Annotated in this window: 34 protein-coding genes; 14 read left to right on the top strand and 20 right to left on the bottom strand. The window is 72.5% G+C overall.

Annotated elements, in window-relative coordinates; all coding sequences use genetic code 11:
• Nucleotides 1-73: 73 nt before the first annotated feature.
• Nucleotides 74-523 carry a hypothetical protein gene (locus ACWDR0_RS23910; protein WP_456353792.1) on the top strand — a complete coding sequence of 150 codons (450 nt, stop codon included), beginning with the start codon at nt 74-76 and terminating at the stop codon, nt 521-523.
• 114 nt (nt 524-637) lie between these two features.
• The gene (locus tag ACWDR0_RS23905) at nt 638-925 is read left to right on the top strand and encodes a hypothetical protein (protein WP_456353791.1); all 288 of its coding nucleotides are present in this window, start codon (nt 638-640) and stop codon (nt 923-925) included.
• An 83-nt stretch (nt 926-1,008) separates the two neighbouring features.
• Here the strand turns inward: ACWDR0_RS23905 and ACWDR0_RS23900 are convergent, their stop codons facing one another.
• Entirely contained in the window at nt 1,009-1,569 is a 561-nt protein-coding gene (locus tag ACWDR0_RS23900) for a flavoprotein (protein WP_456353790.1), read from the bottom strand.
• Nucleotides 1,566-2,804: a helix-turn-helix domain-containing protein gene (locus ACWDR0_RS23895; protein WP_456353789.1), complete on the bottom strand. Its 1,239-nt coding sequence runs from the start codon at nt 2,802-2,804 to the stop codon at nt 1,566-1,568. The genes ACWDR0_RS23900 and ACWDR0_RS23895 overlap by 4 nt, the downstream gene beginning before the upstream one ends.
• A gap of 97 nt (nt 2,805-2,901) precedes the next feature.
• Between ACWDR0_RS23895 and ACWDR0_RS23890 the strand changes: the two genes are divergently transcribed.
• Together ACWDR0_RS23890 and ACWDR0_RS23885 are read left to right on the top strand one after the other, a co-directional pair.
• Nucleotides 2,902-3,336 carry a hypothetical protein gene (locus ACWDR0_RS23890; protein WP_456353788.1) on the top strand — a complete coding sequence of 145 codons (435 nt, stop codon included), beginning with the start codon at nt 2,902-2,904 and terminating at the stop codon, nt 3,334-3,336.
• A 342-nt stretch (nt 3,337-3,678) separates the two neighbouring features.
• Nucleotides 3,679-4,098 (top strand): hypothetical protein, encoded by a 420-nt coding sequence (locus tag ACWDR0_RS23885; protein WP_456353787.1) that lies wholly within the window; start codon nt 3,679-3,681, stop codon nt 4,096-4,098.
• Between the two features lie 111 nt (nt 4,099-4,209).
• On the opposite strand, the gene ACWDR0_RS23880 is transcribed toward ACWDR0_RS23885, so the two are convergent.
• On the bottom strand, nt 4,210-4,710 hold the full coding sequence (locus ACWDR0_RS23880; RefSeq protein ID WP_456353786.1) for a transglutaminase domain-containing protein: 501 nt from the start codon (nt 4,708-4,710) through the stop codon (nt 4,210-4,212).
• A gap of 116 nt (nt 4,711-4,826) precedes the next feature.
• Between ACWDR0_RS23880 and ACWDR0_RS23875 the strand changes: the two genes are divergently transcribed.
• From ACWDR0_RS23875 to ACWDR0_RS23865, 3 genes are all read left to right on the top strand, one after another.
• Nucleotides 4,827-5,216 carry a hypothetical protein gene (locus ACWDR0_RS23875; protein ID WP_456353785.1) on the top strand — a complete coding sequence of 130 codons (390 nt, stop codon included), beginning with the start codon at nt 4,827-4,829 and terminating at the stop codon, nt 5,214-5,216.
• Nucleotides 5,213-5,461, top strand: coding sequence for a DUF7848 domain-containing protein (locus ACWDR0_RS23870; protein ID WP_456353784.1), 249 nt, complete (start codon nt 5,213-5,215; stop codon nt 5,459-5,461). Before ACWDR0_RS23875 ends, ACWDR0_RS23870 begins: the two co-directional genes overlap by 4 nt.
• Nucleotides 5,462-5,630: 169 nt before the next feature.
• Nucleotides 5,631-5,894, top strand: a complete 264-nt coding sequence (locus tag ACWDR0_RS23865; protein WP_456353783.1) for a hypothetical protein — start codon at nt 5,631-5,633, stop codon at nt 5,892-5,894.
• A gap of 72 nt (nt 5,895-5,966) precedes the next feature.
• Here the strand turns inward: ACWDR0_RS23865 and ACWDR0_RS23860 are convergent, their stop codons facing one another.
• The 12 genes from ACWDR0_RS23860 to ACWDR0_RS23805 all read right to left on the bottom strand — a co-directional run bounded on the left by ACWDR0_RS23860 (nt 5,967) and on the right by ACWDR0_RS23805 (nt 15,691).
• The gene (locus ACWDR0_RS23860; protein ID WP_456353782.1) at nt 5,967-6,320 is read right to left on the bottom strand and encodes a hypothetical protein; all 354 of its coding nucleotides are present in this window, start codon (nt 6,318-6,320) and stop codon (nt 5,967-5,969) included.
• A gap of 389 nt (nt 6,321-6,709) precedes the next feature.
• The gene (locus ACWDR0_RS23855; protein WP_456353781.1) at nt 6,710-9,181 is read right to left on the bottom strand and encodes an FtsK/SpoIIIE domain-containing protein; all 2,472 of its coding nucleotides are present in this window, start codon (nt 9,179-9,181) and stop codon (nt 6,710-6,712) included.
• Between the two features lie 163 nt (nt 9,182-9,344).
• Nucleotides 9,345-9,863, bottom strand: coding sequence for a hypothetical protein (locus ACWDR0_RS23850; RefSeq protein ID WP_456353780.1), 519 nt, complete (start codon nt 9,861-9,863; stop codon nt 9,345-9,347).
• Between the two features lie 41 nt (nt 9,864-9,904).
• Complete coding sequence (locus ACWDR0_RS23845; RefSeq protein WP_456353779.1) at nt 9,905-10,399, bottom strand: hypothetical protein; 495 nt, start codon at nt 10,397-10,399, stop codon at nt 9,905-9,907.
• Between the two features lie 2 nt (nt 10,400-10,401).
• Entirely contained in the window at nt 10,402-10,986 is a 585-nt protein-coding gene (locus ACWDR0_RS23840) for a hypothetical protein (RefSeq protein WP_456353778.1), read from the bottom strand.
• Nucleotides 10,983-11,237, bottom strand: a complete 255-nt coding sequence (locus ACWDR0_RS23835) for a hypothetical protein (protein ID WP_456353777.1) — start codon at nt 11,235-11,237, stop codon at nt 10,983-10,985. The genes ACWDR0_RS23840 and ACWDR0_RS23835 overlap by 4 nt, the downstream gene beginning before the upstream one ends.
• A 79-nt stretch (nt 11,238-11,316) precedes the next feature.
• Nucleotides 11,317-11,598: a hypothetical protein gene (locus ACWDR0_RS23830; RefSeq protein ID WP_456353776.1), complete on the bottom strand. Its 282-nt coding sequence runs from the start codon at nt 11,596-11,598 to the stop codon at nt 11,317-11,319.
• Nucleotides 11,595-11,789: a hypothetical protein gene (locus ACWDR0_RS23825; RefSeq protein WP_456353775.1), complete on the bottom strand. Its 195-nt coding sequence runs from the start codon at nt 11,787-11,789 to the stop codon at nt 11,595-11,597. The genes ACWDR0_RS23830 and ACWDR0_RS23825 overlap by 4 nt, the downstream gene beginning before the upstream one ends.
• Nucleotides 11,790-11,890: 101 nt before the next feature.
• Nucleotides 11,891-12,061 carry a hypothetical protein gene (locus tag ACWDR0_RS23820; RefSeq protein ID WP_456353774.1) on the bottom strand — a complete coding sequence of 57 codons (171 nt, stop codon included), beginning with the start codon at nt 12,059-12,061 and terminating at the stop codon, nt 11,891-11,893.
• Nucleotides 12,062-12,300: 239 nt separating this feature from the next.
• Nucleotides 12,301-13,569 (bottom strand): hypothetical protein, encoded by a 1,269-nt coding sequence (locus tag ACWDR0_RS23815; RefSeq protein ID WP_456353773.1) that lies wholly within the window; start codon nt 13,567-13,569, stop codon nt 12,301-12,303.
• Complete coding sequence (locus tag ACWDR0_RS23810) at nt 13,566-14,366, bottom strand: hypothetical protein (protein ID WP_456353772.1); 801 nt, start codon at nt 14,364-14,366, stop codon at nt 13,566-13,568. The genes ACWDR0_RS23815 and ACWDR0_RS23810 overlap by 4 nt, the downstream gene beginning before the upstream one ends.
• A gap of 968 nt (nt 14,367-15,334) precedes the next feature.
• The gene (locus tag ACWDR0_RS23805) at nt 15,335-15,691 is read right to left on the bottom strand and encodes a hypothetical protein (RefSeq protein WP_456353771.1); all 357 of its coding nucleotides are present in this window, start codon (nt 15,689-15,691) and stop codon (nt 15,335-15,337) included.
• 255 nt (nt 15,692-15,946) lie between these two features.
• Here ACWDR0_RS23805 and ACWDR0_RS23800 point away from each other — a divergent pair, with 255 nt between their 5' ends.
• The 3 genes from ACWDR0_RS23800 (at nt 15,947) to ACWDR0_RS23790 (ending at nt 18,396) form a co-directional block, all read left to right on the top strand.
• Complete coding sequence (locus ACWDR0_RS23800; RefSeq protein ID WP_456353770.1) at nt 15,947-16,723, top strand: GntR family transcriptional regulator; 777 nt, start codon at nt 15,947-15,949, stop codon at nt 16,721-16,723.
• A 29-nt stretch (nt 16,724-16,752) separates the two neighbouring features.
• On the top strand, nt 16,753-17,313 hold the full coding sequence (locus tag ACWDR0_RS23795) for a UTRA domain-containing protein (RefSeq protein ID WP_456353769.1): 561 nt from the start codon (nt 16,753-16,755) through the stop codon (nt 17,311-17,313).
• Nucleotides 17,314-17,535: 222 nt separating this feature from the next.
• A complete protein-coding gene (locus ACWDR0_RS23790; RefSeq protein WP_456353768.1) occupies nt 17,536-18,396 on the top strand; it encodes a hypothetical protein in 861 nt (286 codons plus the stop codon).
• A gap of 78 nt (nt 18,397-18,474) precedes the next feature.
• Here the strand turns inward: ACWDR0_RS23790 and ACWDR0_RS23785 are convergent, their stop codons facing one another.
• From ACWDR0_RS23785 to ACWDR0_RS23765, 5 genes are read right to left on the bottom strand one after another with little or no spacing between them, the layout of a single operon-like run.
• Nucleotides 18,475-18,750 (bottom strand): hypothetical protein, encoded by a 276-nt coding sequence (locus ACWDR0_RS23785; RefSeq protein WP_456353767.1) that lies wholly within the window; start codon nt 18,748-18,750, stop codon nt 18,475-18,477.
• Complete coding sequence (locus ACWDR0_RS23780; protein WP_456353766.1) at nt 18,747-19,067, bottom strand: hypothetical protein; 321 nt, start codon at nt 19,065-19,067, stop codon at nt 18,747-18,749. The genes ACWDR0_RS23785 and ACWDR0_RS23780 overlap by 4 nt, the downstream gene beginning before the upstream one ends.
• Complete coding sequence (locus ACWDR0_RS23775; protein WP_456353765.1) at nt 19,064-19,357, bottom strand: hypothetical protein; 294 nt, start codon at nt 19,355-19,357, stop codon at nt 19,064-19,066. The genes ACWDR0_RS23780 and ACWDR0_RS23775 overlap by 4 nt, the downstream gene beginning before the upstream one ends.
• Nucleotides 19,323-20,210 (bottom strand): DUF2786 domain-containing protein, encoded by an 888-nt coding sequence (locus tag ACWDR0_RS23770; protein ID WP_456353764.1) that lies wholly within the window; start codon nt 20,208-20,210, stop codon nt 19,323-19,325. The genes ACWDR0_RS23775 and ACWDR0_RS23770 overlap by 35 nt, the downstream gene beginning before the upstream one ends.
• Nucleotides 20,207-20,485: a hypothetical protein gene (locus ACWDR0_RS23765; RefSeq protein ID WP_456353763.1), complete on the bottom strand. Its 279-nt coding sequence runs from the start codon at nt 20,483-20,485 to the stop codon at nt 20,207-20,209. Before ACWDR0_RS23765 ends, ACWDR0_RS23770 begins: the two co-directional genes overlap by 4 nt.
• Nucleotides 20,486-20,623: 138 nt before the next feature.
• Here ACWDR0_RS23765 and ACWDR0_RS23760 point away from each other — a divergent pair, with 138 nt between their 5' ends.
• The 4 genes from ACWDR0_RS23760 (at nt 20,624) to tap (ending at nt 24,389) form a co-directional block, all read left to right on the top strand.
• Nucleotides 20,624-20,926 carry a helix-turn-helix domain-containing protein gene (locus ACWDR0_RS23760; RefSeq protein ID WP_456353762.1) on the top strand — a complete coding sequence of 101 codons (303 nt, stop codon included), beginning with the start codon at nt 20,624-20,626 and terminating at the stop codon, nt 20,924-20,926.
• A 186-nt stretch (nt 20,927-21,112) separates the two neighbouring features.
• The gene (locus tag ACWDR0_RS23755) at nt 21,113-22,111 is read left to right on the top strand and encodes a hypothetical protein (protein WP_456353761.1); all 999 of its coding nucleotides are present in this window, start codon (nt 21,113-21,115) and stop codon (nt 22,109-22,111) included.
• 14 nt (nt 22,112-22,125) lie between these two features.
• Nucleotides 22,126-22,680, top strand: a complete 555-nt coding sequence (tpg, locus tag ACWDR0_RS23750) for a telomere-protecting terminal protein Tpg (protein ID WP_456353760.1) — start codon at nt 22,126-22,128, stop codon at nt 22,678-22,680.
• Nucleotides 22,680-24,389: a telomere-associated protein Tap gene (gene tap, locus ACWDR0_RS23745; RefSeq protein ID WP_456353759.1), complete on the top strand. Its 1,710-nt coding sequence runs from the start codon at nt 22,680-22,682 to the stop codon at nt 24,387-24,389. Before tpg ends, tap begins: the two co-directional genes overlap by 1 nt.
• The last annotated feature ends 152 nt before the right edge of the window (nt 24,390-24,541 follow it).

The following is a 24,541-nucleotide window of genomic DNA, read 5'->3' as shown; positions in this document are numbered from 1 at the left end:
GCCAGGGTCACCCGGGCGTGTGGTGTGAGCGGTGGGGGCGTCTCCGACCGGCGCCCGGGGCGGTTGGCTGATCATGAGACGAATTCAGCACGTTCTGACGACGGTGGCCCTGGCCCTGGTGCTCGTGGGCGCAGGTGCCGCCCCGGCCCCCGCGGCGTCGTACGAGTACGACCGGCTGAACGCGTGCCGGGCGGTGAAGGGCGGGGGGTGCGCACCCGGCATCGTGGTCAAGCACTGGCACAAGAAGGGGTCCAAGTCCCGCGGGGTCGGATGGGTGTACGCCTCGACCGAGCGCTCCGGGAAGCGGAAGACGTACGAGGCGCGGTGGCTGTACCAGCGGCCCGGGGGCAAGATGCGGGCCGCCTCCGGGTGGAAGAAGGCCCGGCGCCCGGATGCGCGCGTGTCCTTCGTGGAAACGCACTGGGGACGCGACGGGCGTACGGGGCCGCGGTACCCGGTGAACACGAGGATCTGTATCGAGTTCCGCGGGGTCGGCAAGCGGATCTGCGTGCGGCTGCGGTGACGCGGGGGTCCTGCCGGGCCCGACCGCTCCGGCCGGAAGAGGACCATGCGGGAGGTGGGGACCAAGGTCGTCCCGTAAGGTCCCCGGCGGTAACTCCAGGCGAAGGGGTCCGCGATGAGCGGTCAGCACGAGCACGCGTTCGCCACACCTGCGGACCTGGGAGGGCTCGACCGGTACCGGGCCTGGTGCAGGGCCGCCGGGCTTCCCCCGGTCGAGGGCGGATACGGGCTGCTCATGGTGAATGACACGTTCACAGGGCGGGTTACGCGGCTGACGCACGATGTGGAGTACGTCCGCACTCTGGCCGCCGCTGCCACGACAGGGAGTGGAGTCGGCGGAGTGCAGATCCCTCCCGGGATCTTCCCCTACGTGCGCGAGGGATGGCCGGACGAATGGGTGTGAGCTGAACCCGGCCGAAAAACGAAGGGCCCGTCCACTGCGGACGGGCCCTTCACCGTTCCTGTTCTGTGCCCGGCGGCCGGGCCTCAAGCGCCAGGGAGAGCAGCGAGAGCGAGCTCCCACGGGTACGCGTCCACATTCCCATGCCGGGGCTCGTGGGGTACGAACCCGGGTCCGCCGTGCTCGTCGGCCAGGAGCACGGTCACCCCGGCGGCGCGCAGCTCGGCGACGCTGCGCGCGACGGCGGGGTGTCGGCCCTGGGCGGCGTTCCAGTACGGCAGGGCGACGATGGGCAGGCCGAGGCCGATTCCCTCGGTGAGCAGTCCGAGGGCGAGGTCGTCCGAGATGCCGCTCGCCCACTTGTGGAGCGTGTTGTTCGTGAGCGGGGCGACGAGTAGGGCGTCGGGCTTGGGGAGGACATCGCGGCCGGACGGGAGCTTGTACTCGTACCGGATCGGGTGGCCGGTGAGGGTGCGCAGTTCGGACAGGCGGCCCGCCGGGTCGTCGGTGTGCCACCTGTGCGCGGTGGGGGTCAGGATCAGGCAGACATCCCACCCGGCCGCCTGTGCGGTACGGATCGGGACGGCGAGTCGGAGCGCCGGCGGGGCGGCGCAGGCAATGAGGTAGAGCGTCCGTGTGGTGGTCACCCGGGCAGTCCACAGCGCCGGGCGAGGAGACGCAACCGCCCCTCGGCGCTGCTGCCGACGCCGAGGAGGCGGAGCTCCTCGACCAGGCGCACCGACTTGGGGCGGCACTGCACCTCCTCCTCTGATTCGCCTTCGGCGTCGAGGAGGACATCGACCGCGGCGGCCCGGTCTCCGGCCTGCGCGTGCGCGCGGGCGAGGTCAACGAGGTGGTGAGCGCGCCGTTCGCGGGGAAGCCCGGCGCGGGCGTCGGGGGTGATGTCGGCGGCGACGGAGACGGCGGCGGCGCCTTCGGACAGGTGAGTGTGCGCGGTGACGCGGTGGACGGAGACGTTCGTCGGGCCGAACGCGGTCCAGTGGTGATTGGCATCGTGGCCGAGTTCGGCGGCGTGCTCGGCGGCCTGGTCCAAGAGCTCGGGTACGGCGCGGGCCGCGGAGGCGGCGAGGAGATCCGAACCCGCTCCGGCGCGGGCCTGCGCCATCGCACCTTTGAGGTAGAGCATCCCCAGGACCGACAACCCGGCGCCGCCGCGGGCGCGGAGGTCGGTCTCAAGGCGGGCCGCGGAGGCAACGGCAAACGTCGCGGCGGCACGGGGTTGTCCCTGCCCGGTCATCGCGTCCGCGAGGTGGCGGCAGGCCGCGGCGATGACGACCGTGTCCTCGGATCTCTCGGCGGCGGCCACCGCGCGGTGCCCGGCGACGAGTGCAACGTCGGTGGCGCCGTACTTCACGGCGGCGGCCTCGACCAGGTCCATGACGGTGGCGAGGAGGCCGTACGCGCGGAGCTGCTCGTCGCCGTCGTGAAGGGCGGCAGCTCTGTTGGTCTCCACCAGAAGGGACGGCACCAGGCCGCCGAGGCTGCCGAACTTGCCGGACTGGAAGGCGCTGCGGGCGTGGACGAGGCGGCGGTGCAGGGTGGCCACGGGCAGGGGGGCGGCTCCGGCCCCGGCCGTGCCCGTGATCACGTCGTGCCGGTCGAGGGCGCCGCGGATCGCGGCGAACTCGACATCGTCCACGCCGCGGGGCGGGGGGGTGTCGCCGAGGAGGAGCTCGACCGGGATGGTCAGCGCGCGGGCCACGGCCTCAACCACGGAGATTTGCGGATCGGCCTGCCGCTCCCCCGCCTCGACCGCTTGCACCCATCGTCGGCTCTTGCCGATGAGGGCGCCGAGATCGGTTTGCGTGATGCGCCGGCGCTCCCGCCAATAGGCGATGCGGCGGCCGAAGGTCTGTGCCATGCCTGATCCCCGAAGAAGGGCACACACATCGTGTGCCTACCTATCGTTGTACCGCTATTACGGTGCGGATATGGCCGGATCAAAGGACTCAGTCCCCATGAGATGGACGGACCACCTCGACCCCTCCGACGAGGCACTCGCCGCCCTGCGCGGCGGGGTGACACGCCTTGCGGACTGCGGCGTGCACTGGGACGCCGTGATCATCACGCCCCTGGCCCGGGGCCTGGCCGCGCTGGACATACTCGGGCTGGGGCTGGACGACGGACACATGGTCATCGCGGACCGCAACCGTCAGGAGCTCGCCGTTCTGGTGCCCGCCGGGTCGGGAGCACTCGGCGACGGCGTCCCGCAGGGTGTACGGCTGCTGTCTACCGGGTCGTGGCTGCTCGTCCCGGATATGCACCCGGGGTCGTGGGCGGCGTCGTGGCTAAGCGGCCCGTACCGCGGGGAGACGATCTATGTTGAGGTGGCGCCGCTCCTGGCGGCGGTCACCGCGGCGGACGCCGAGAGGCTCGACGGCGCCCGCTGCTGATGCCCGCGGATGGCTCCTCCCCCCGTGGGAGCTGTCCGCGTCCCGGGGCCCCGGAGCATACGCTCCGGGGCCCCATCCATATATAGAGGAGCGCCCGCTCCCCGGGCCGGGGAGCGGGCGCTCTAGAGTGGGGGTGTGGGCCCTGCCGGTTGAAGCGGCAGGGCCCACACCTGTCAGGCCGCCTTGGGCGGGCGGGGCTCGACGGCAGTCTCGGCGCCGCGGGTCTCCCCCTCGGCGGCGGCGGCCCCGGCGCGGACCTCGACGGCGCCCCCGGACCGCGGCCCCGCAAGGCACACGATCCGTGTGCCGGGTCCCCGGGCGGCCGGGCCTACGGTCCCCGGTATGCCGCACACACCTGCACCCGCCGCTCCCCACGGCGCCCCCGCCGGAGCACCGCCTCTCCCCCCGCCCCGGCCGCGCGCGATGTCCGATGACGAGATCCGCGCCGCACTCCGCCGCCGGTACGAGCAGATGCCCGACGAGACGCGGACCGAGCCCCTCCCGGGACTCCCCCCGGAAGTCGGCCGCGGCCCCTTCCGGAAGGCAACTCCCGCTCTCCTTGCGGGCCTTGTCGAGGGCCTCCTCGCTCTGCGGAACGAGGCCGCCGCCGCGGAGGAGCCGGCGCCCGTGGCCGGGTGCGTGATCTGCGCGGCGTTCGAGGCGCTGCGCACCGCCGCCCGGTCCGGCGGCCGGGAGCTCGGTGTCGCGTCGGCGAACGAGGGCATCCGGCAGCACCCGCACCGGACGAGCCGGACAGGGTGACACCCGGGCCCGCCCGGGTGCTGGGGCGGGCGGCGGCGGTCTGCGGGTGGGCGGCCGTCGTCGTGCTCCTGGTCCTCAACATCGCCGGTCTGCTCCGCGGATGAGCGGAAGTCACCCGCGCCGAGCCTCCCGCAACCAGCGGTTGAAGGCAGCGCGGTACCTCGGCCCGGCCGGGTCGGGCCCGGCCGAGCAGAGGTTCGGGACCGGCTCCGGCCCGTCCCCCGGGCGCCAGACCGGGCCCGCCGGCGGGTAGGCCGGGACGGTGTCGGTCTCGCCGTCCCACTCGGCAACGGCGAGACCGGCGGCGCCGAGACCGGGGTCGTGGGTCGCGTCCACGAGCACCCATCGGCCGCCGAGCTCGACCTCGGCGGCGCTGTGCACGTCCTCACGGGACCGCAGGAGCCGCACCTCGGCAGGCCGGGGCGGAAGAAGGTACAGCCACCGCACCCGCCGCGCCGGGTACCCCATCGCCCGGAACCCCCGGACGAGGAACGCAGACTTCGCCAGGCAGTCACCGCGGCCGACCGCGAGCAGCTCCTCCGCGGCGTGCGCGCCATCCGTGGCGTACGGGACGGCGCGCACGAGCTCGAACAGCGAGATCCGATCATCCATGGGCCGATGCTCTCCGGCCGGGTGGGCTCGCACACGGAGCCGGGCCAGGCGGCTGCCAGGGAAGGCACACACACCGTGTGCCTTCGTTCCCCGACACCGCGCCTACCGTCCCGGGCATGACGCCTTCAATCCAGACCGACCCCGGCAGTCCGGACCGTACGGATTCCCCGGGGTCCCTGACGGGCGAGACCGGGCTCGTCCGCCAGGGACCCGCGTTCGCCCGTGATCTCGTCGCCAGTCTCGACACGGCCGGAAGGACCGTCGCGGGTCTTTTTGCGCTCGTTCCCGGATCGGCCGTCACGGTGAGCGCGCACACGGCGGTGGTGTGCTCCGGCAGGACTGCCGCCGATGCCTTGCAGGCCGCGGCCGATCTCACCCGGGACGCGGCGGCCAACCTCACACCCCGGTCCCTTCACTTGTCCCACGACCCCGGCGCCGCCGATACCCCGGGGTCCTGGGAAGTGACGGTCACTCTGACGGCCAGCGCCGGGCGGGATGAACGGTGACCCGGGCGACGTACCGGTTCAGGGACTACAAGATCAGCGCTGACCCCTCGTCGCCCCCGCCGGCGTGCTCGGCCATGTGCGTGACCGGCGAGGATTCCGACTGCGGCGCGGCCACGTCCGAGGAGCACGCCACCGAGGACGCGGTCGCGGAGTGGATCGCGGAGCACTCCCGCGACACCGGCCACGACCTCTACCGGAAGACGATCACAGGGTACGTCCGCAGCGTGCCGGGGGCCTGGCAGTGACCGGCCCGCAGCCGGACTTGCGGATATGGGGGCGGTGCGAGCGGGTCCGGGTCTTTGTGGATGCCGTACGGCTGACACGGGCGGCCATCGCGGACCAGCATTCCGGGCCGTCCGCAGCACAACGGCCGAATCCGCCCGCGCGGTCCAGTCCGGCTGGGACTCTTGGAGCATGACGACTGATCAGCGCCGGGTGTACGGCTCGGACCATGACGACCCCGCCCCGTGGCCGCGGCCCGGCCACACGTATGCGGAGCTCTGCGGGGGCCCGCTCGGCGAGCAGCTCCTCGACATCACCGGACAGACGGAGGAGGAGCTCGGCGACGGTGCCTATCTGATCTCCCCCACAGGTCGGTACGGGCCGGGCGGCCGGTCCGACTACGAGCCCAGGGAGGACGATCCGTTGCGGTGGGACTGGCGGGGTGACGTTCCCTGAGATCGCCGCGCCCACAAACGGCAACGAGCCCGGACCCCTGGGAGGGGCCGGGCTCGTTGCCGTCAGGTGGTGCTACAGCCAGCGGAAGGCATTCCGTACCTGACCGGCTGCGTCGGCGAGGTTCTCAGCACGGAGACGGCCGTCGAACTCGTACGGATCTTCAAGGGCGGCCATGACGACTTCGGACGCCGCGTCGAGCACCCCGGCGAACTCCTTGTGCACCCGGGCGTTCTTGAGGGCCTGCACGACGGTGTCCGGGTCGGCGTGGCGCCGCCGGATCGCCTCGGCGAGGAGCCGCAGGGCCGCGGCGGCGGCCGGGGCGAGTACCTCGACCTCCCGCTCGATCTCGTCGGCTGCGGGCTCGTCGGCCGGGGCGTCCGCAGCGGGCACGATGTGGAGCCGTGCCGCGCGCGAGTGTTCGATCACGAGGTCTGCTCTCCCATCGTGGCGCGAGCGTTCTCGGCCTCGGCGAGTACCTCGATGGTCATACGGTCGGCTCCTTCTCCAGTGGCGTGCGCGGGTCTCACGGGACATGGTGACGGGTTCTTCCCTCCTGTGGGAGAAGGCCCCCCGCACGTCCGGACCGGCCTTGGCCGCCGGTCCCACGCTAGGTGACTTTGTGTGATCTGTATGGGGTGTTGGGGGTGTCTGGGGTGGGGCTGGGTGGGGCGGCCGTCTGGGGCTTACCGGAGCGGTTCCGGGGGTGGCTTCCTGACCCCAGACACCCCATACATGCAGGTCGGGACCCCCTACAGGAACGGCATCCCAGACGGAGCGTCTGGGATGCCGTTACAGGGGCTGTATGGGGTTGGCGGTCACTTTCGGTACTGGTCGATGGCGGCGGCGAGGGTCTCGGCGTAGTAGCCGAGACCGGGCTTCTCGGTCCCGGGTACGCGGAGCTGACCGCCCGCCGGACGCTCGACACCGACCCTCCGCAAGAGGCCGTTGAGGGTGATGCCGAGCGTCCGCGCGTCCTCGTATCCGAGGCCCTGGGCGAGCGGTCCGGTGTGCATCCGGCCGCCGGCGTCCGACACGATCCGGTGCGCGCGGAGCAGCAGAACGGGGACACCGTCCGCGGATACGGATTCGTCCCCGCCGGTACCGTCGTCCGGCTCCGCGTCGTCCGCCTCGGGCGAGGCGGACGGTTGCGGTGATGCGGTGTGCCCGTGCCCCGGGGGCGGGGTGCTCTGGTTGCGCATCGCCGATTCGATCGGGTCGGCCCACTGCCCGCGCATCCGTCCGGCGGCGGTACGGATGCGGGTGATGGTGTCGATCAGAGTGAGGAGCTCGGGGCCGTCAAGCCAGAGAGAGCGGATACGGCGGTAGCGGTCGGCGAGGAGGATTCCCATGCCGCGGATCCCCGGGTCCAGCTTGGAAGCGTCCCACCCGGCCTTCGCCGCGCCCTGGGACAACGCCATGTTGGACTCGGTCGTCTCGGTGACCCGCATCGCCCACTTCCACGTCACATTGCCGGTGACGAGGCGGGGCAGGACTCCGTCATTGCCCTTGGTGACGACCTGGGTGGCGATGACGAGGATGATCCCGAACGCCAGGCCCCGGGCCGCGAGGGCGCTGAGCGCTTCTTTGATCGCCGCGCCGTGCTTGCGGTCCCCGGTGACGGCCGCGGCCTCGTCAATGACGACGAGTTCCAGCCCGCCGAGTTCGGCGATCAGGCGGGGGTCGTCGATCTGTTCCATCCCGTACCGCTTGAGGATCGCGGCCCGGCGGTCCAGATCGGTTACGAGGGCTTCCAGCAGGGCCCGGGTGCGCTTGGCGCCCTTGGTGCCGGGCTCGTCCACGAAGGTGGCGGCCAGGTGGCGCCACCGGTCCTGACCGGGGGCCTTGCCGTCGATCAGCCGCAGGTTCACGCGCAGGTCCAGCAGGGCGCCGGCGATGATGCCGCGCAGGGCCGCGCCCTTGCCGGAGCGGGAGGCGCCTCCGAGCGCGAGGCTCGTGTCTTTGAGGACGAGGTGGACCAGGGCGCCAAAGGCGTCGAAGGCTACCGGGATACCGGTGTCCCACACATCGACCGTGTCCATGCCGGTCAGCGGGGAGGCCCTGGGGGTGGTGAACGGGTCCTCGGCGAAGGCGGCTACGGCGAGGGTCTTCGCGTTCCCGCCGGCGGAAGCGTGGACCGGGTCCATGAAGAAACGCGCCCGGTCGAGCCCCATCTCCCCGGCGATCTGGCCGAGCCGGGGGAGGACGGTCTCCGCGGTCACCCCGTCGCCCGTGGGCAGGACAACGTGCGCGAGCCAGCCGCCGGGCACGCGGGTGATCGAATCGGGCCGGGCGAGACGGACGGTGCCCTCGCTGATCGCTCCGGCGGCGAGCATCGCCTCGGTGAGCTGGTCTGTCTCCTCGCAGTCGAGCACCTCGCCGGACGATCCGGACGGGGCGGCCGAGGAGGTGTCAGCCGGAGTCCACGAGGCGGTGAAGCCGGGCGCGGCCGAGGGCGGCGGCGGGGTGAACGGGGGTTCCCCCGGCGCGGATGCTGTCGGCGTCCCGCCGGGGGCCGCGCCGGGGGCCGCAGATGCAGGGGCAGCCGGAGCGGCCGGGGCGGCGTAGTCGAGCTGGGGAACCTCCGGCGGCGCAGCGCGCCAGGTGCCGAACCGGCCCTTCGCCCAGCCGGTGGCCGCCAGCCCGGTCAGGATGCTGCCCAGAAGGGTGGGTCCGCCGAACTGGAGAATGCCCCACCCGGCGGCCAGACCGATGGCAACGGCCTTCCAGCGGCGGCGGTTGGCCATCCGCTTGCGGTGCCCGGCGAGCTCGGCGGCGGTCGGCTCGCGGTGCCCGGTGTAGGGCTGGGACTCGATGTCACGGATCCGCTCGCGCCACGCGGCAGCCTCGGAGCGCAGCCCCCCGGCGTCCTTCCCGGCGCGCTTGTGGCTGTCCGGGCCTGCGCTGTCGGAGCTGCCCGCGGCGAGCCGCTCGTCGGCCGCCGCCTCCAGCGCCTCGGCCTTCTCGGTGAGCCGCTGCGCCTCGCGGGTCCGTTCCTGTTGCCAGGTGGCGTACCGGTCGTTGAGGAGGTCGGCGCGGACGTGGGCGTCAGTGACAAGGGCGCTGTTAAACCAGCCCGACCGTTCGGCGGCCAGGACGCGCAGGCCCTCGCGGACGGCGGTGATCTCGCGGACGGTGGCGGCGCTGAGGAAGGTGGCGGCGCGGGCCGCCGCGCCGGGCCTGCTCGCCTCGGCCTCGGGCGCGGCACTCGTGGTGGTTGTGGTCGTGGTGGTCGGTTCGTCGTCGTCCACGAACTCGGCGTCGATGACGATCCGGTCCAGATGGGTCATGGTGCGTCTCCAGAGGCGCGGGGCGAATGGGCGAGGTGGCCGGGGCCGGGCGGCGACGGCCGCCCGCACCCGCCCGGACCGCGCCCCTGGCCGCGGAGGCGCGGGGGCGGTGCGGGTGGGTGCGGGCGGCCGGTGGCGCCGGGAAACGGCAAAAAAAAGGGGGTCAGCCGATGGCGCCGAGGAGGCGTGCGCCGAGGTCGTTCACGGCGGGGATCACGCTGACGGCGACCGCGCCGCCGAGGACGGCGGACAGGCCGAGCAGGACACCGGCGACGATGCCGCGGGTGGCGAACCGCTTCTCGGCGGAGTTGATCGCTTTCCACAGGCCGAGAACGATGATCGTCAGCAGGAACATCAGGATGTTGCCCTCGGCCGACAGCTCCACCGGGGTGGCGCGCACGCCCCGGGTGGTGTTCCCGCCGGTGACGCCCCACATCGCCAGGGATCCGGCGCCGTTACCGAACCACGTGATCACCCCCGCGCCGAAGGCGATCAGGCCGCCGGTGCACATGCTCGCCATGCCGCCGTAGGCGATGCCCCCGGCGAAGGGGATGAGGGTCTTCCAATCCTTCTTCTTGGACTTCAGGTTGGCCTTGAGCCAGTGGGCGAGGAAGTGGAGCGGGATAGCGAGTCCGACGGCCAGGCCGCCGGCGGTCAGGCTGGACGCGGGAATGTTGAGCACGGAAGTGCCTCCGATAGTCGTGGTGCGGAGCGGGGGGCGGGTTACTGGTAGGCGGCGGCGACCTGGCCGAGGAGGTGATCGCCGAAGGCGTTGACCGCGGGCATGAGCACCACGGCGGCAAGGCCGGAGACACCGCCCGCCAGGCCGAGGGCCGAGCCGGAGACGGCACCGGCCGCGATCTGGCGGCGGAGCTGGTTGTCGCAGCAGCGCCAGACCAGGACGAGGACCAGGAGCAGGAACGCGGTCGCCACTCCCCCGCCCGCGGTCATCCCGGCCGGGGAAGCCTCGGCGAGCAGGGCCCCGGTGCCGGTCACCCGGTCGCCAACCGGGTTGGTCGCCTCGGCAGTCAGCCAGTGCGCGGCCAGGCCGAGGAAACCGCCGGAGCACAGGGCACTGAGAAGGCCGATCAGCAGACCGCCGCTCAGCGCAGCGGCGCCGGGCATCTGACGGCCGGTGCGCCACCAGCGCGCGGCAGTCAGGACGAGGACGGCGACCGCCAGGCCCAGGCCGCCGTAGGAGAGCTGCGTACCGGTCACCGTCAGACCCCCGTGAACAGGTAGCTGAGGGCGTGGATCCCGGCCGGGGTCAGGAAGCTGATCAGTACGACGTGCCAGGACAGCGCCCTGACCAGCCAGCCGCTACGCCGGTGCTTCATACGAGCCCCCAGCTCGCCGACGACGGCGACGGCGGCAGCGGCGTAGACGGCCCCGAACGCGTCGGGGTCGAGCTGCCCGGTAACCGGCACCAGCAGCAGCCCGGCCACGGCGGCGCTGCCGTTCCAGACCGGCCGCAGCCGGGCCACCGAGAACCGGGCGGGGCCGCCGGTCTGGACGGCCGGGTAGAAGTGGTTGTGCGTCACGTACGTGACCGGCGGGGCGGTCACGTACACCGGGGCGGCGGTGGGGGCCGTTGCCACGCTGCCGCCGCCGCGGCTCCACCAGTCCCGGGGCTCGGGCAGGCCCGGCGCCCCTCCGTCCGGCGGCGGGGGCGCGGCGGGCAGGTCCGCCGGAGGCGGGGTGCTGGACGACGGCGGAGGTGTCCCCGCCGCGTCGCCGCGTTCGCCGGACAGTACGACCCTGGTCGGCTCAATCGGCGGCTCGTCGCCGGTGAGGGCGCTGCTCATCGCCGTACCCCCTCGTCGCGGCCGGTGCTGCCGTACTGGTTGTGGTGGAGCCAGGCCCGTACCCGCAACTCCTGGGTGTCCGCGGCGCCGGCGGCCGAGCCGGGGGCCATGGCCTCCGGCCGGGCGGCGCGCGGGGAGGCGGCACGGTGGGGCAGGCGGGTGAGGGTGGCGGGCGCGGTCGCCGCAGTGGCGGCGAGGCGGCGCAGGTGCCGCAGGCGCCGGGGCCTGCGGATGAACAAGCGGGTGAACACGGAGTCTCCCGAAGGGAAGAAGGGCCCGGCCCCGGGCCCCGCCGTGACGGGCGGGCCCGGGGCCGGGGCCGGGGAGTGGTCAGGCGGAGGGCGCCAGGTCGCGGGCGCGGACAGTGATACGGAACCCGCACGTCAGCCGCAGCGGGCAGCCGCCGCACACGACGGCGGCCTCGATCCGGCTCGCGGGGCAGGGGAGTTCGTTCTCCGCAGCGTCGAACAAAGCCCACTGGCCGGTGCACGCGGCGGTGCCGTGGCGGGATCCGAGGACCGTGCGGACCGCGCGCCGGGCCCGCCGGGTGCGGCGGGTCATGGCGGTTCTCGCGTCCGGCGAGGCCGCGGCCGGGGGTTCGGTGGTGGTCACCGGTTGCGCCCGCGGTCCTGGCGGCGGCGCTCGGTGTCCTCCCACGCCTGTCCCTGCCGGTCCGCCGTCTTGGCGGCGCGGTGGTGGGCGGCGCGGCGGCGGCGGGACGCCCGCTCACTCGCGGACTCGCGGTCGCTGTAGGTGCTGGCCGCCATACGGCGGTCGTTGCCGATCAGGCCGAAAAAGGCCATGGTGAACTGCCTCCTGAGCTGAAGGGGGTGTGGGAAGAGGTGCGCCGGCCAGGCCCTGAGAAAGCGGGTCGGCGCACCTCTGTTCCGGTGTGCTGGGCAGGTCAGGCGGCGGGCGGCGGGGTCTCGGCGGCGAGGCGGTTGGTGACCGCGTCGCCAACCGCGTCGTACGCGGCCCGGACCTGCGCCATCACGTCCGGCGGGGCGGCGGGGCCGCTCTGGTCCTGCCCGCTGCCGCCGGAGGTCTCCGTGCTGGCGGTGTGGTTGTCGCTCATAAAACCGGTCTCCGTCCGGTATCGGGACGTTCGGGATGTTGGTGGTACGGGCTCGCCGCCGGGAGCTCGGCCGGGTCTGCTCGCCGGGTCTGCGGCCAGGTGGCCGCTCGCCGGGTCTGCTTCCCGGGTCTGCGCCGGGCGGGTCTGCTGCCGCTGACTGCATGGTTCTTCCGGCAGTCGCAGCACGCGCCCGTCCGGCCGGGGCCGGGCGGGCGCGCACTGGTGGTGCCGGAGGATGGTCAGGGCCGGGGACCGGCCCCCTCCTCCTCGTCCTCCTGGTCCTCCTCGTCTGCTTCCGCAGCGTCGGCCGGGTCCTCGTCCGGTGTCCCGGCGTGCTCGGAGGGGCTGTCCTCCTCGCGGGACAGCAGCTCGGCCCAGGTGCGGCGGATGCGCTCCTCACCGCCGACGAACCCGGCTTGGCGGAAGGCGGTCATGGCTTGCCGGTAGGAAAGGGGCGGGTCCTCCCGGTGTCGGAGGTGGCGCAGTACGACGGCGAGCTGCGCGTCGTTGAGGTACTCGCCCCGTGCCGGTGTCGGCACGCCCGCCACGGCGGCGATCTCCGTGAGCGTCACACCCGTCACGCTCTCCGTGCCGGGGTCCGTGACGGCGTCACGGACCCGGTCCGTGCCGGTCTCGCCGGGGTGTGCCGGTCCGCCATCCGGACCGGTGCTGACCTGCGTGACTCCCATCGTGACGGTGCCCGGTGCGCCCGTGCCGAGGGCGGGCGGGCCCGTGACGGTACCGCCCCATTCCGTGTCATCCGGCACGGTGGCCGTGCCGGATCCGGCACGGCCCGGGAGCACGGGCCGCTCGGGCGTCCACTCGCCGAGCACCGGCAGCACGATGCCCGTCACGGCCGCCGGGAGCGGCATCGTGGTGACGGTCTCCTCGGTCGCCTCCGCCTGCGCGTGGAGTGCTTGCACTGTCGTCTGTCGCGCCTTCAGAACGGCTTGCCGGTAGGCGGTCTCCGCCTCGGCGACGCGCGCCTCAAGATCCTGGGCGACCTCCAGCAGCTCGATCCGGTGCGCGGCCTCGGCCTCCATCTCCTCCAGCCGGTCAGCGACTTCCTGACGCTTCGCCTCGATCCGGTCCCGCGTGCCCGGCGACGCCTTCCGCCCCAGCGCGGGCAGAGCCACCCACCACGCCAGTTTCGTTGCGACGATCGCCACCGGCGTGATCACCACGGCCAGATCCACGCGCCCGCCCTCGCGGAGCAGAAGCTCCGCGGTCGGGATCGCGGCGTTGACCGCGGTGAGGGACAGTCCGGCCCACCGGACCCGCTTCGCCCGTCGGTGGTTGTTCCCGGCGAGGATCTCCGCCGCCTGGCAGACCACCCACAGCGCATCGAGCGCGAACACGGTGGGCACCGCCCACCCGCCGAAGGCCGGTTCCAGAATCCCGAAGGACACCGCGACCGACAGCACGGCCACGCCGAGCGTGACCACGCCGAGGACCGCCAGGACCATCGACCGGGCCGAAAGCTCCCCGGCCCTGAACCACGTCTTCATCCCTGTGCCTTTCCATCGGTGCTGTTCATGTGCTGTCCGGCCAGGCTGGCGACGTCCGCCAGGCGCTCGCGCTGCGCGGTGATCTCCGCGCGGACCGCGGCTTCCTGCGGGCCGCCGGAGCGCCAGACGAACTCCTCGTACTCGTACGCCGGGGCGATGCCCCATCCGGTGATGTCGAGCCCGGCCTCGGCGGCGACCTCGGCGAGCGGGAGCTCGTACTCCTCCCCCGCCTCGTGCATCTGGTCGGCGGCGAGGCGGGCGAGCTTCTCCCCAGTCGGATCCCACACCTGAGCGGCTGCAACGGCGGCTTCCTGGGCGTCGGTCAGGGCCAGGATCCGGGCCCGCCACATGCCGTCAGGGGTGGACCAGAACGCGCGGAACACGGCGTCGAGCTCGGCGCGGGCCGTGTGAACGGCCTGCCACAGCGGGGCGGCCTTCCGCAGAGCCGGACCGGCCAGAAGGCGCAGCCGGGCTTTCGACCACAGGACCCGCGCCGCGTCGTACTGGCGGTCCAGCTCCATCCGCTGTCCGCGGGTGAGAGCGGTGTCCCTCCACACCTCCCCCGGCGTGGCCGGGCGGGTCTCCCGTCCGGTGAAGCCGCCGAAGGAGTAGATGGTCTGGCCCTCGTACGGGCCGGGGGCGGACCCGGCGAACAGGGGGTGGTGGTACTGGGAGAGGTCCGGGAGCGGCACCGGCCGCGCCGGCTCCGGCGGGGTGCCCGTTCCGGCCGGGGTGGGCGCGGGGGAGAGACCGGAGCGGTCGAGCGCGTGGTGTAAGGCGATGGTGCGTGCGGTCATTGAAGTCCTCCGGGAGAGGTGAAGGGGGCCCGGGGCCGTGCCCGGGACAGATAGAGAGGAGAGGGGGCCGCCCGCCGTACGGGCGAGCGGCCCAGCGGGCGAAGCCGCGGTGAACCGGGCCCGGCGTTCCGCGCCCTGTCGGGCTACCGGGGCGGCGGCCATGAGCAGAGCGCGGGGTGGCGCGGGCCCGGCCGGGGCGGTGCTGGTGACGGGTCAGTCCGGGAGGCAGAACGCGCAGCCCTCGGACGGGGTGGTGTTGGTGCTGTTGTGGCAGCCGCAGCGCTGGCAGACCCACGTCAGCGGCCGGGTCAGGAGTGCGAGAATGGTCATGCGGATCAGCTCCCTGTGATCGGGGGTTCCGTGCAGACCCCCGGCGCACAGGCGGTGCTACGCCTGCCGGGGGTCGCGCCGTTTCAGCGGCGCAGTGCCGGCGGGCCCCGAAGGGGGCTGTCGGCAGGTGCGGCATCAGAGGCCGCCGTGCCCCGGACCGGGCTCGAACCGGTCATCGCCTACGTACTTGCGGGGCTCGCGTTCTTCGCCCTTGTCTCACCGCGCGTTCGGATCGCTCGTCCGCCCGTCAGGGGCGGCATGGGAAAAGGTGCTCCGGTTCTGTCCGCGCGGCAGGGCTGGCTTGTCGCCGTTGCCTGTCCCGCAATCACGCCTGCGGGCGGGCGGTCCGCATCCCCAGCGGACGGGGGCCGGTTCAGCCAGAGGACGCACCGGGCACCCCTTCGCAGTCTCCTGCGCGGGAGTGCCGGCGGTCGTAGCGGCGCCGGAAGTTTCACTGTGGAGTTCTCAAGGAACGAACGCTTCCTTCAGACCCCTTCCGAGGGCCCTCCGGGCTTTTCGCTTGCCGACGACGGGTCGGCCTGTGCTGGCAGGTGCCGAGATCCGGCTCCCTCATCCGGCGCCGCCCGTGGGGGCGGTTCCGGGTGGGGAAGCCGGGTCCGTGAGGACCCGGCAGGAAGTCAGGCCGCCGCGAGCGGGGCGGGCACCGGAGCGGCCCACCGCCCGGCGAACACGTCGTCGGGCTCGTATCCGCGGGCGTTGTCCTCGTCCTCGGCCTTCTTGATCTCCTCAGCGAGACCGGCGATCACGTCGAGACCCCGGCCCCGCGGGATGTATCCGGCGTTGGCCATGTCCACCAGGGCGGCGAGCCGGGCGTGCTCGGCGGCCTCGCTCTCGTCGCCCTCGACCGGGCCGAGGACGAGGTCAAGGTCGATACCGACCACGGTGGAGAGGTCGAGACGGGAGGGGGCGAAGGCGGCGGCGTTCGTCGCGCCGATTCGCAGAACGGTGACGCGTTCGGGCATGGTGGTGCGCACGCGGGATCACTCCTCTGTCAGTCGGAGGAGTCCGCCGAGCGGCCCTGGTGTGCGTGGACAAGACGCCCCAGGGCCGTGCCCGTTTCAGGGCGCGGCGGACAACAGCAGCGCGAACCCTGAGGGCCTTGCTGCGGTGCCGTGATCGGCACGACTTGAGTACACCACCGAATGGAATCCATTGCAATACTCTTGGAATCCATTCATGCTGTAGAGGCTCCACCGGCCGCTAGATGGATTACAGATAGGGTGAGCGCCATGACAGATGAGCCGCGCCGAGCGACCTTCCGCGCAGTCGCCGACGAGGTGCGCGCACGTATCGCCCGGGGGACCTACGAGCCGGGGGCCAAGCTGCCCACCGAGGAAGAACTCGCCAAAGAGCTCAAGACCAACAGGGGCACGGCCGCACAGGCCCTCCGGCTGCTCACCTCCCACGGAGTGATCACCAAGAGCCGCCGGGGCGCGTACGTCCACCGGATCGTGACCAAGCTCCTCCGGGACTCGACCTCTCGGTACATGCGCGTCCGCCGGGAGGAGGGACAGGCCCGGGGTGCCTTTGAGGCCGAGATCCGCCATCTGGGCATGACTCCCTCGTCCATCACCACCGCTGATCGCATCCAGCCGCCGGCGTGGATCGCGGACCTCCTCGGCGTGGACGCGACCCAGGTCTCGTCGGTGGCACGGGTACGGCGGATGCTCGCCGACGATGTCCCGGTTCAGCTCGCCACGTCCTACCTCCCACTGGAGATCGCAGAAGGCACCCGCCTTGAGGAGATCGACACCGGGCCCGGGGGAAGCAAATCCCGGCTTGCCGAGCTCGGCCACGCACAGGACACGATCACGGAAGAAATCGCGGTGCGCCCTCCGGACGAGGACGAGATCGCGGCTCTAGATATGACGGAAGACCAGCGCGTTTTCGAGATCACTCACATCGGGCGCACCGAAGACGGCCGGGCCGTGGAAGTCACCGTGCACGTGATGCCCACACATCTATGGCGCCTCTCCTACTCGTGGCCGCTCGGCCCCAGCCACTGACACCACCACCAGGAAGGATGATCAAGCACATGGCACAGAACACCATCAGCGCGACCGGGGGCATCCTGCGGGACGCCCGCAGCCGGTACCGGACGGCGACCCGCGAAGAGGGCGGAGCTCACGGCGCGTACGAGAGCGAGACCCGCCGCCAGGGCGGCGCTCCGCGCGCCGAGGTGACGGTCGAGCGGGTCACGGCTCCGGCCGATGTCGCTGCACTCCTTGGTGTCGAGGGACCCGTCGTCCTCCGGGCCCGGCGGATGTACGACGGTGACCGCCTGGTCCAGCTCGCCAACACATGGATCCCGACCGATGTCGCCGAGGCCGCCGGAGTCGAGCAGGTGGACACGGGCGCCGGCGGGATCATCTCCCGGATGCGCGAGGCCGGGTTCGATCAGGGATCCGAGGCACTGGAGGACATCGAGCAGCGTCCGGCCACCGCCGAAGTAGCCGCCGCGCTCGGTGTGCAGGAGGGTGACCTCCTCCTGACCATCACCCACCAGGGGCAAACCGCCGAGGGGCGGGTCGTGGAGGTCACCCGTCATACCCTCGGCCCCGGCTGGACCCTGCGGTACGGCGTCCCGCTCGACTGACCACCCGCACCCGCACCCGAAGCGCCCGGCTCTCCTCGGAGGCCGGGCGCTTTTGCGTGCCCGGGTGTCGTCCGGGCGGGTGATTCCGCCCTCGCGTGTACGGGCGCGGCGGGAGGGGTGCGCGCCCAACTCTTAGGCGAATTACACCTCTTGACACGCTTTATGCGATCTGTCACGTTCTGCCCTACCCCATTCGGGGACAGTCCACGGAAGGAAGATCGAATGCGTACGGAGTACAGCGACGTGCAAGCCGCGAAGCGGCTGCGGGTGCAGGTGACGGCGTTCCGCCGGGCGGTCGCGGGCGGCGTGGTCCCGGCGGCCGACATCCGGGGGTTCCTCTGGTCCCGGGCCGCAGTCGAGGGGATCGACCCGGCGGCGGTTCGACCGCACGAGGAGGCGCCGCGGCGGCGGACGGAGTACGGCGAGGGCGAGCTCGCGGGGCGGCTGCGGGTGCCGGTGGCGGCGGTGCGGTGGGGTCGGCACACGGGCACGGTCCCGGCGCCGGATGCCGAGGGCGGGCTCTGGTCCCGGGCCGCAGTCGAGGCCATGGACCCGGAGGCGATCCGGGCGGGCCTGCCGGGTGAACCCCTGTCGGCGTACGAGGCGGCCGAAGTGCTCGCCGGTGCCCTGGGGGCGCCGTCCGCTCCGGGGGAAGCGCCCTCCGTCCGAGCCTTCACCGTACGGCAGTTGATCGCAGCGGGCACCCTCATGGACCTGTCCGGCAACCCCCGGGCCGCGCTTCTCCATCCGGATCAGGTGGCGGCCGTCGCCGCGCGGCCGGGTCTCGCCGAGCTGCTCGCACCCCTGGCACCGCTCGGCCCCGATCAGGCCGCCGCGCGCCTCGGGGTCCGCCGGTCGGACTGGAACCACATGGTGCGGCTCAGGTGGGTACGGCCCGCCGAGTGGCAAGAGGTGGAGTTCGGCACAAGCCGGGCCGGGGCGGTGACCGTACCGATCTACCGGGTCGGGGACGTGGACGCTATCCCGGCTGCGCACCCGGCGGTGGACTGGTCCGCGCTCCGGGCCATCGGGCGGGGGCGGCGGTCTCCGCTCGCCGCGCTCTCCCTCGCCGGCGCCGGGTGACGAGCTCCCGCTCGGCTCGATAGAACGCGAACGCCCGCCCCCGGTCGGGGGCGGGCGTTCGTTGCGCGGGGCGCGTTGTCAGGGGCCGGAGATGATGGCGACGACGAGCACCTCGCGCGCGGTGTCATCGACGCGGTAGAGGACGCTCGTCCACGCGGGGACGCCGCCGACCTCAAGGAGCGCGGTGTAGAGGCCGCCGACCGGGTCGGGGTAGAGCTCGCCGAGCGCGTGCGGAGTCTGGGCGAGCTGCTTCTCAAAGGCGAGGACGGCCGATCGCTCCTCGGCGGTGGCGGTGGCGAGTCCGGCGCGGCCGGTGTCGCTGTAGACGACGGACCAGGACGTGTCAGGGGTCACCGGCCGGGCTCCTGCGGGCCGGTGCTGCCGACGATCTCCTCGGAGGTCCAGCGCGGCGCGTCGGGGTCGGCCGAGGCGGCGACGGCGGCCCGGATCATGGGGTTGGTACGCATGACGAGCCGGTGACGCCACTTGCGGACCAGGGCGCCGTACGCGTCGAGGTCATCGAGGACCAGGCCGCCGAGCTCCTGGTCGAATTCCTCGCGGTCCGCAGCGGCGGCGGCGGCGAGGGCGGCGCGGAGCTGCGTCACGGTGCGGGGGCCGCCGGGGTGGGTCCGGTACGGGGACACGGGGTCTTCTGCGGGCAACGCGCTCACGGCCGGGGCTCCTCGGTGGGTCGGCTGACAGGGCGGGTGGTCAGAGTGACGGTGCCGCGGCCGGTGTCCGTCACCTCGTACGGGACGCCGGCGGCGTCGAGCTGCGCCCGGGTGGCCGCGAGCGCGTTCGTCTTCCCGCTGCCCGTCCGGCCGGTCATCATCAGGGCCGTCAGGTCGGGACGGGCCGCGATCTCCCGGGCGCGCGCGACCACGCCGGAAGCCTCGTCGTCCACCAGGACGAGCGGGAGCTCGGGCTCACCGGCCGGGAGCGCGGCGGGGTTCGGGTCCATGAGGGTCCTTCCGTACGTCGGTGACGGTGGTGGACAGGGCGGGGCGCATCTGGCGCTCGATGGGGGCGAGGGCCTGCCGGGGGATGACGAGGACTCCGTCGAGGAGGGCGCGGGCCTTGGCGTACGCGGCCTGCCGCTCGGCTTCCTCGGCGCGGCCGTCGAGGGCGAGCTCCAGAAGGCCGCGGGCTCGCGTGACGGCGGTGCGCTCGTCGGCGGGCAGGTGGGACACCCCCGTTTTGCGGGCGTGCTCGTCGGCTGCGCGCCAGGCGATTTGCAGCTCGGAGACGGCGGCACGGTAGGCGGTCAGGTCACGGCCGCGGCGGTGATCATCGGCGGCGGCCATGGCCTTGAGGAACCGCTCGGTGGTGGGGGCGGTGACATCGTCCAGCGCCGGGCGGTCGAGGACGGCCAGGACATCGGCGACGTAGGCGCCGTACGCCTCGCGTACTGCGTCGTGGTCGGCCTCGGTGGCTCGGCGCCGGTCACGGTCGGAGGGTGCGCTCCGGGCGGGGTGGTCTTGAGAGCGGGGGGCGGGGAGAGCGGCCGGTGTGGGGCGCCGGCGGAAGTCCCGGGCGATCCCGGTAGTTCCGGTGGCGATCATCACGGCGGCGCCGGCGGTCAGGGCCGCGGCCACCGTGTCTGTGGGGTCCGCGGTACCGGCGAAGACGCTCCGGATCGCCTCGGGGGCATCGGCAACGAAGGCGTACAGCAGTCCGCCGGCGCCCGTGGTCAGGACTCCGCCGCCGGTCTGGGTGGGATTCTGGCGCAGTCGCCCGACCATGACGGTGAGGGCGCCGAGGGTGATGCCGCCCGCCCCGGCGATCGAGAGTAGCCACTCCCCTACCGCGTTCATGCCGCCCGGCTGCCCTTGCCCTTGGCGGCCTTGGCGAGCTCCCGCTCCTTGGCGGCCTTGGCGAGCCATCCGGGGTGCTCCGCCTCCACCAGGTCACGGAGGTACTGGCTTGTGATCCCCGCCCTTTTGGCCACGGCGGAGAGGTGTCCGTACGTGCTGCTCTGGACGGCCTCGGTGACGGCGGCGGTCAGCAGGGCGGCGCGGTCGGTCTCGGCAGCCTTGGCGGACCGGTCAGCCTTCCGCCGGAGGTCATCGAGGGTGGATGAGGTAGTCATGGGGCGAGGATCGCACGTCTTGAGATCCACTACAAGCGACACTTGTAGATGAGCTCAAAGCGTGGAAGAGTGTGCGCGTCGGCGTGGCGAGATCAACGACACCGCCCCGTCTGGCAGTATGAGCATCGCTCATCCACCATGAGGAGACGCCATATGGGCAGCGAGAAGACGCTCCAAGTGACCGTCGTGGCACTGATGCACGCGGCTGGTGAGAACCAGACGACGTTGGCTGACGGGCTCGGGATCACTCAGGGGCAGGTGTCGCGGAAGGTCAGGGGCGGGGCGGCGTGGTCGCTCGACGACATCGACCGTCTGTCGGCGCACTACGGCATCCCGGTGCCGGATCTGCTCTGCGGGCCCACGCACGCCGTGGAGAAGCTCCCCGCCCGGCGCCGCGCCGCGATGATCGGCGGAACTCAGACCGTCTTCGCTGTCGCTTAGCTCCTGGCCACAGGCCAGTTGAGCCTGTGGCCCCATGACCGCACAAACGCGAAAGGCCCCGCCGGAACTGCTCGGGAGCTGGTAACTCCCGACCCGGCGAAGCCTTCGCGTTGACCCCTAGGTCTCCTGCGAGTGTACCCACCGATTGCCGGGGCGTCCCGCAGAGGCCGGACCGAAAGGCCGACCGTGGCACCACAGCACAGAACGATCTCCCCCGACGAATGCCGGACCTGCCGGCGGATTCTCGGGGTCCTCGAAGACCGTCACCAGGCCAGCGCCGGAGAGCCGATCACGACCGACGAAATCGGCCGTCTGGTCGGGCTCAAGCGCCGCGCCACGCAAATCCATCTCGCCCACCTGTTCCAGCACAGCCGCATCGACGCGGACCGGCGCACTCCCCTGTCCGGGATCACCGGGGCCAGCGAGCCCGTGCTCCCCGGGGCCGTGGACTGGGCGTCGCGGATGACGGAGACCAGCCCCGTCTTCGCCCCCGACCCGACGTGCGCCCGCTGCCTGGTGGCGCTCGCCGAGGTCGGGTGGTCCGGGGAGACCGACCCGGCCGAGCTCGCCGCGGCGGCCGGAGTGTCCGTTCGGTCCGTCGAGCGACACCGCCCGCATCTGGTCGAGTGGGACCTCGCCCGCTTCAAGATCAACACGGTTTCACTCGGCGGCGGCCGGTTCCGCGGACGCAAGAAGACCACGTTCGAGCTGATGAGCGGCTTCTACGCCCGGCCCCTCACCCGCGACGAATGGGCCGATGTCCCCGCGCGGGCCGCGAAGGTGGTGGACGGCGTCGGATGGTTCGTCGGTGTCTCCCCGGAGGAGCGCGAGAACGCCGAGATCGCCGTCGCGTTCGTCCTGCGGGCCGGATGGCCCGCTCACGCCGTCCTCAAAGCGCTGGACGCAACCGAGGACCGGAGCGCCTTCAACCCCATCGGCTACTTGCACAAGCTCCTCGGCAAGCTGCGCGGGCAGCGCTACTTGATCCCGGCGCGGGAGCTGGTGACGGGCGAGGCAGGCGGGCCGCGGCGGGTCACCGACTGCGAGGTGTGCCGCAACCGGATGTGGACCACGATTCCCGTGGGCGGGGGCGCGGTCCTGTGCGGCGGCGCGGTCTGCCTTGAGGCCGGGACCGAGCACGACACCCGTAGCGCGCCGGTGATCCGCCAGCGCCGGACGAGCTGAGAGGGGGCGGACTGATGGGCAAGATTTTCGACGCCTTCCGGGAGCAGTTCGACTTCAAGGGGAGCATCCCGAAGACGGCCCGGGGGCAGCTCAGTGCCCTCCTGCGCAAGGAGAAGGGGAGCACCAAGCGGGTTGCCGAGCGGCTGGGCGTGTCTCAGCGCACTGTGCAGAGGTACATCAAGGGGGACCGGAAGATCGCCAACTCGAACGAGGAGACCCTCCGGAAGCTGCGTTCCGAGGTCTCCAAGGATCACCGGCCGACCGTGCACGCGAAGGCGCGGGCGGCGGCGAAGGCGCGGGGTTTGTCCGTGGAGACCCGGGCGTCTTTCGGTTACACCGCGAACCAGATGACGACCGATCAGTCTCGGATGCGGCGTCTGACGGAGGACATCCCGGATGACCTCGTGGACAAGATTTTCGATGCCCACCAAGAGGGCAACGAGGACAAGGTTCAGGAGCTGATCGCCGAGGGCCTGGCTCAGCAGTATTTCCGCACGGGCCCCGGCGGCGCGGGGCTTGACGTGGAGTTCCGGGACATTGATTACATCGAGCTGGAGTGGCGGGACTGATGGCTGAGAAGACGTACCGCGCACCGCTCGTCGTCCTCGACGGGTCCGAGGGGGCCCTCGTCGCGCACTGGCCGGACGTGCAGACCACTCCCCTGCCGGGCGAGGTGACCGATCTGGCGACGGCCGCCGAGTGGGCGCTCGCCGCCGGGCTCGGAGCCCCGAAGCTGTCCAAGGTCGGGGAAGACGCCGGCGCGCTCCTGGTCCTCACGGAGTCCGCTGTCGAACTGCTCGGCCTGCCGGTGGAGATCACCGACCGCAAGAGCCTGCGGGTACCCGAAGACCACCCCGCACGAAAGGCCCTGTCCGAAGCAGGGTGGGAGGTGTCCCGCGCGGGCCTCGGCCCGTGGTCCTTCCTCTACAGGGACAGGGCCGAGGTGCACGTCGCCGTGATCCCGTGGGGCGCCTTCGGCCCGAACGGGCGTTGGGGGGACATGGACTTTGTGGCCGCCACTCCTCCGGCCCTGGCGTACACGCTCGGCCTGTACGCGTCCCGGGTGATCACGCCGACCGGGGGCACCGCCGGGTGCAGTACCGCTCTGATGACCGCGCTGCGCCCCCGGAAGATGGTCCAGTTCGAGCGGGGCACCGGCCGGATGCGGCGCGTACCGGTGCCCGGGTCGCTGGTCGATCCGGTGGACCCGGCGCCCCCGGAGGCCCCCGACGAGCATCCCGTCGCAGCCGACCGGACCCGCGAACAGTCGCGGGACCCTCGGCACGTCATGCAGGAGGAGGCCCTCGTCTGGCACCGGGCGCCGACCGCGGCCGAGGCTGCCGCCCCCTGGGTGGTGGGGCTGGACGTGAACACCGCGTTCCTCGCCGCCTCCAACAAGTTGACCGTAGGGCTTGGGGAGGCGGTCTACACGGACGGCCCCCGGTTCGACAAGAAGATCCCGGGGGCGTGGCTCGTGGATCTGTCCGGGGTCGAGCTGCGTACCAAGGATCTGCACACGAAGGAGTGGAAGCCGCTTCCGGACGGGATGCCGTCGCCGTTCACCCCGGACGGGAAGCCGCCCACGGGTCCGGCCTGGTACGCGACGCCCACCCTGGCGTACGCGACCGAGCTCGGTGTCGAGGTGAAGCCGCTCGCGGCGTGGCTGCGGCCGGAGTCTGGCCCGTACCTCGCTCTCTGGTACGACCGGCTGAGGGCCGCGTACATGAGCACCCTCGCGGACCTCGGCGTCACGGAGGACATGGGAGAGGGCGAGTTCCTGGCCGCAATGAAGACGGTCAAGGAGCGGGACCCGGAGGCCGTGGCGCTCCTGACAGCGATCAAGCAGACCGCCAAGGGGGGCATCGGGAAGATGCGGGAGAAGCCGCAGGGTAAGCGGCCCGGTGGGCGTCACGCCCCGTGGCCCGCGCTCAAGCGGGTGACTTGGCGTCCGGACATCCGCGCGGCCGTGATCAGCGCGGCCCGGGTGGGCGCGCACCGGAAGATGGTCAAGGTGTGGAACGCGACCGGGGCCGTACCGCTCGCGGTGCTGTCGGACTGCGTGATCTACGCCTCTCCGGAGCCCACCGCCCTCGCAGTGGTCGCGCGCAAGGAGGACGGGACCCCGCTCCCGGGAGCGTTCCGCGTCGGCCCGAACCCCGGCTACTGCAAAGAGGAGGGGACACAGTCGATGGAGTGGTACCGGGGTCTCGTGGCGAAGGACGTGAACCCCGGCCGGTTCATCAAGGACGGCAAGGAGGACGCGGGCCGGGAGGAGTAGGGCGCGCAGCCGAGAGCGGGGCGGGGCCGGTGCGCTGCACCGGCCCCGCCCCTTTCCGTACCCCAAAGACGCAGTTCATCTATCAGTTCAACTTGTAGTTGAGTTTTCACTGTGGGATGGTGGGGCTCCCGTACCGCCACCAGGGAGGCCCC

The organism is Streptomyces sp. NPDC003691 (genome assembly GCF_053981115.1).
Note: the sequence above shows the minus strand (reverse complement) of the source record. Positions and strands in the feature narration are given on the sequence as shown.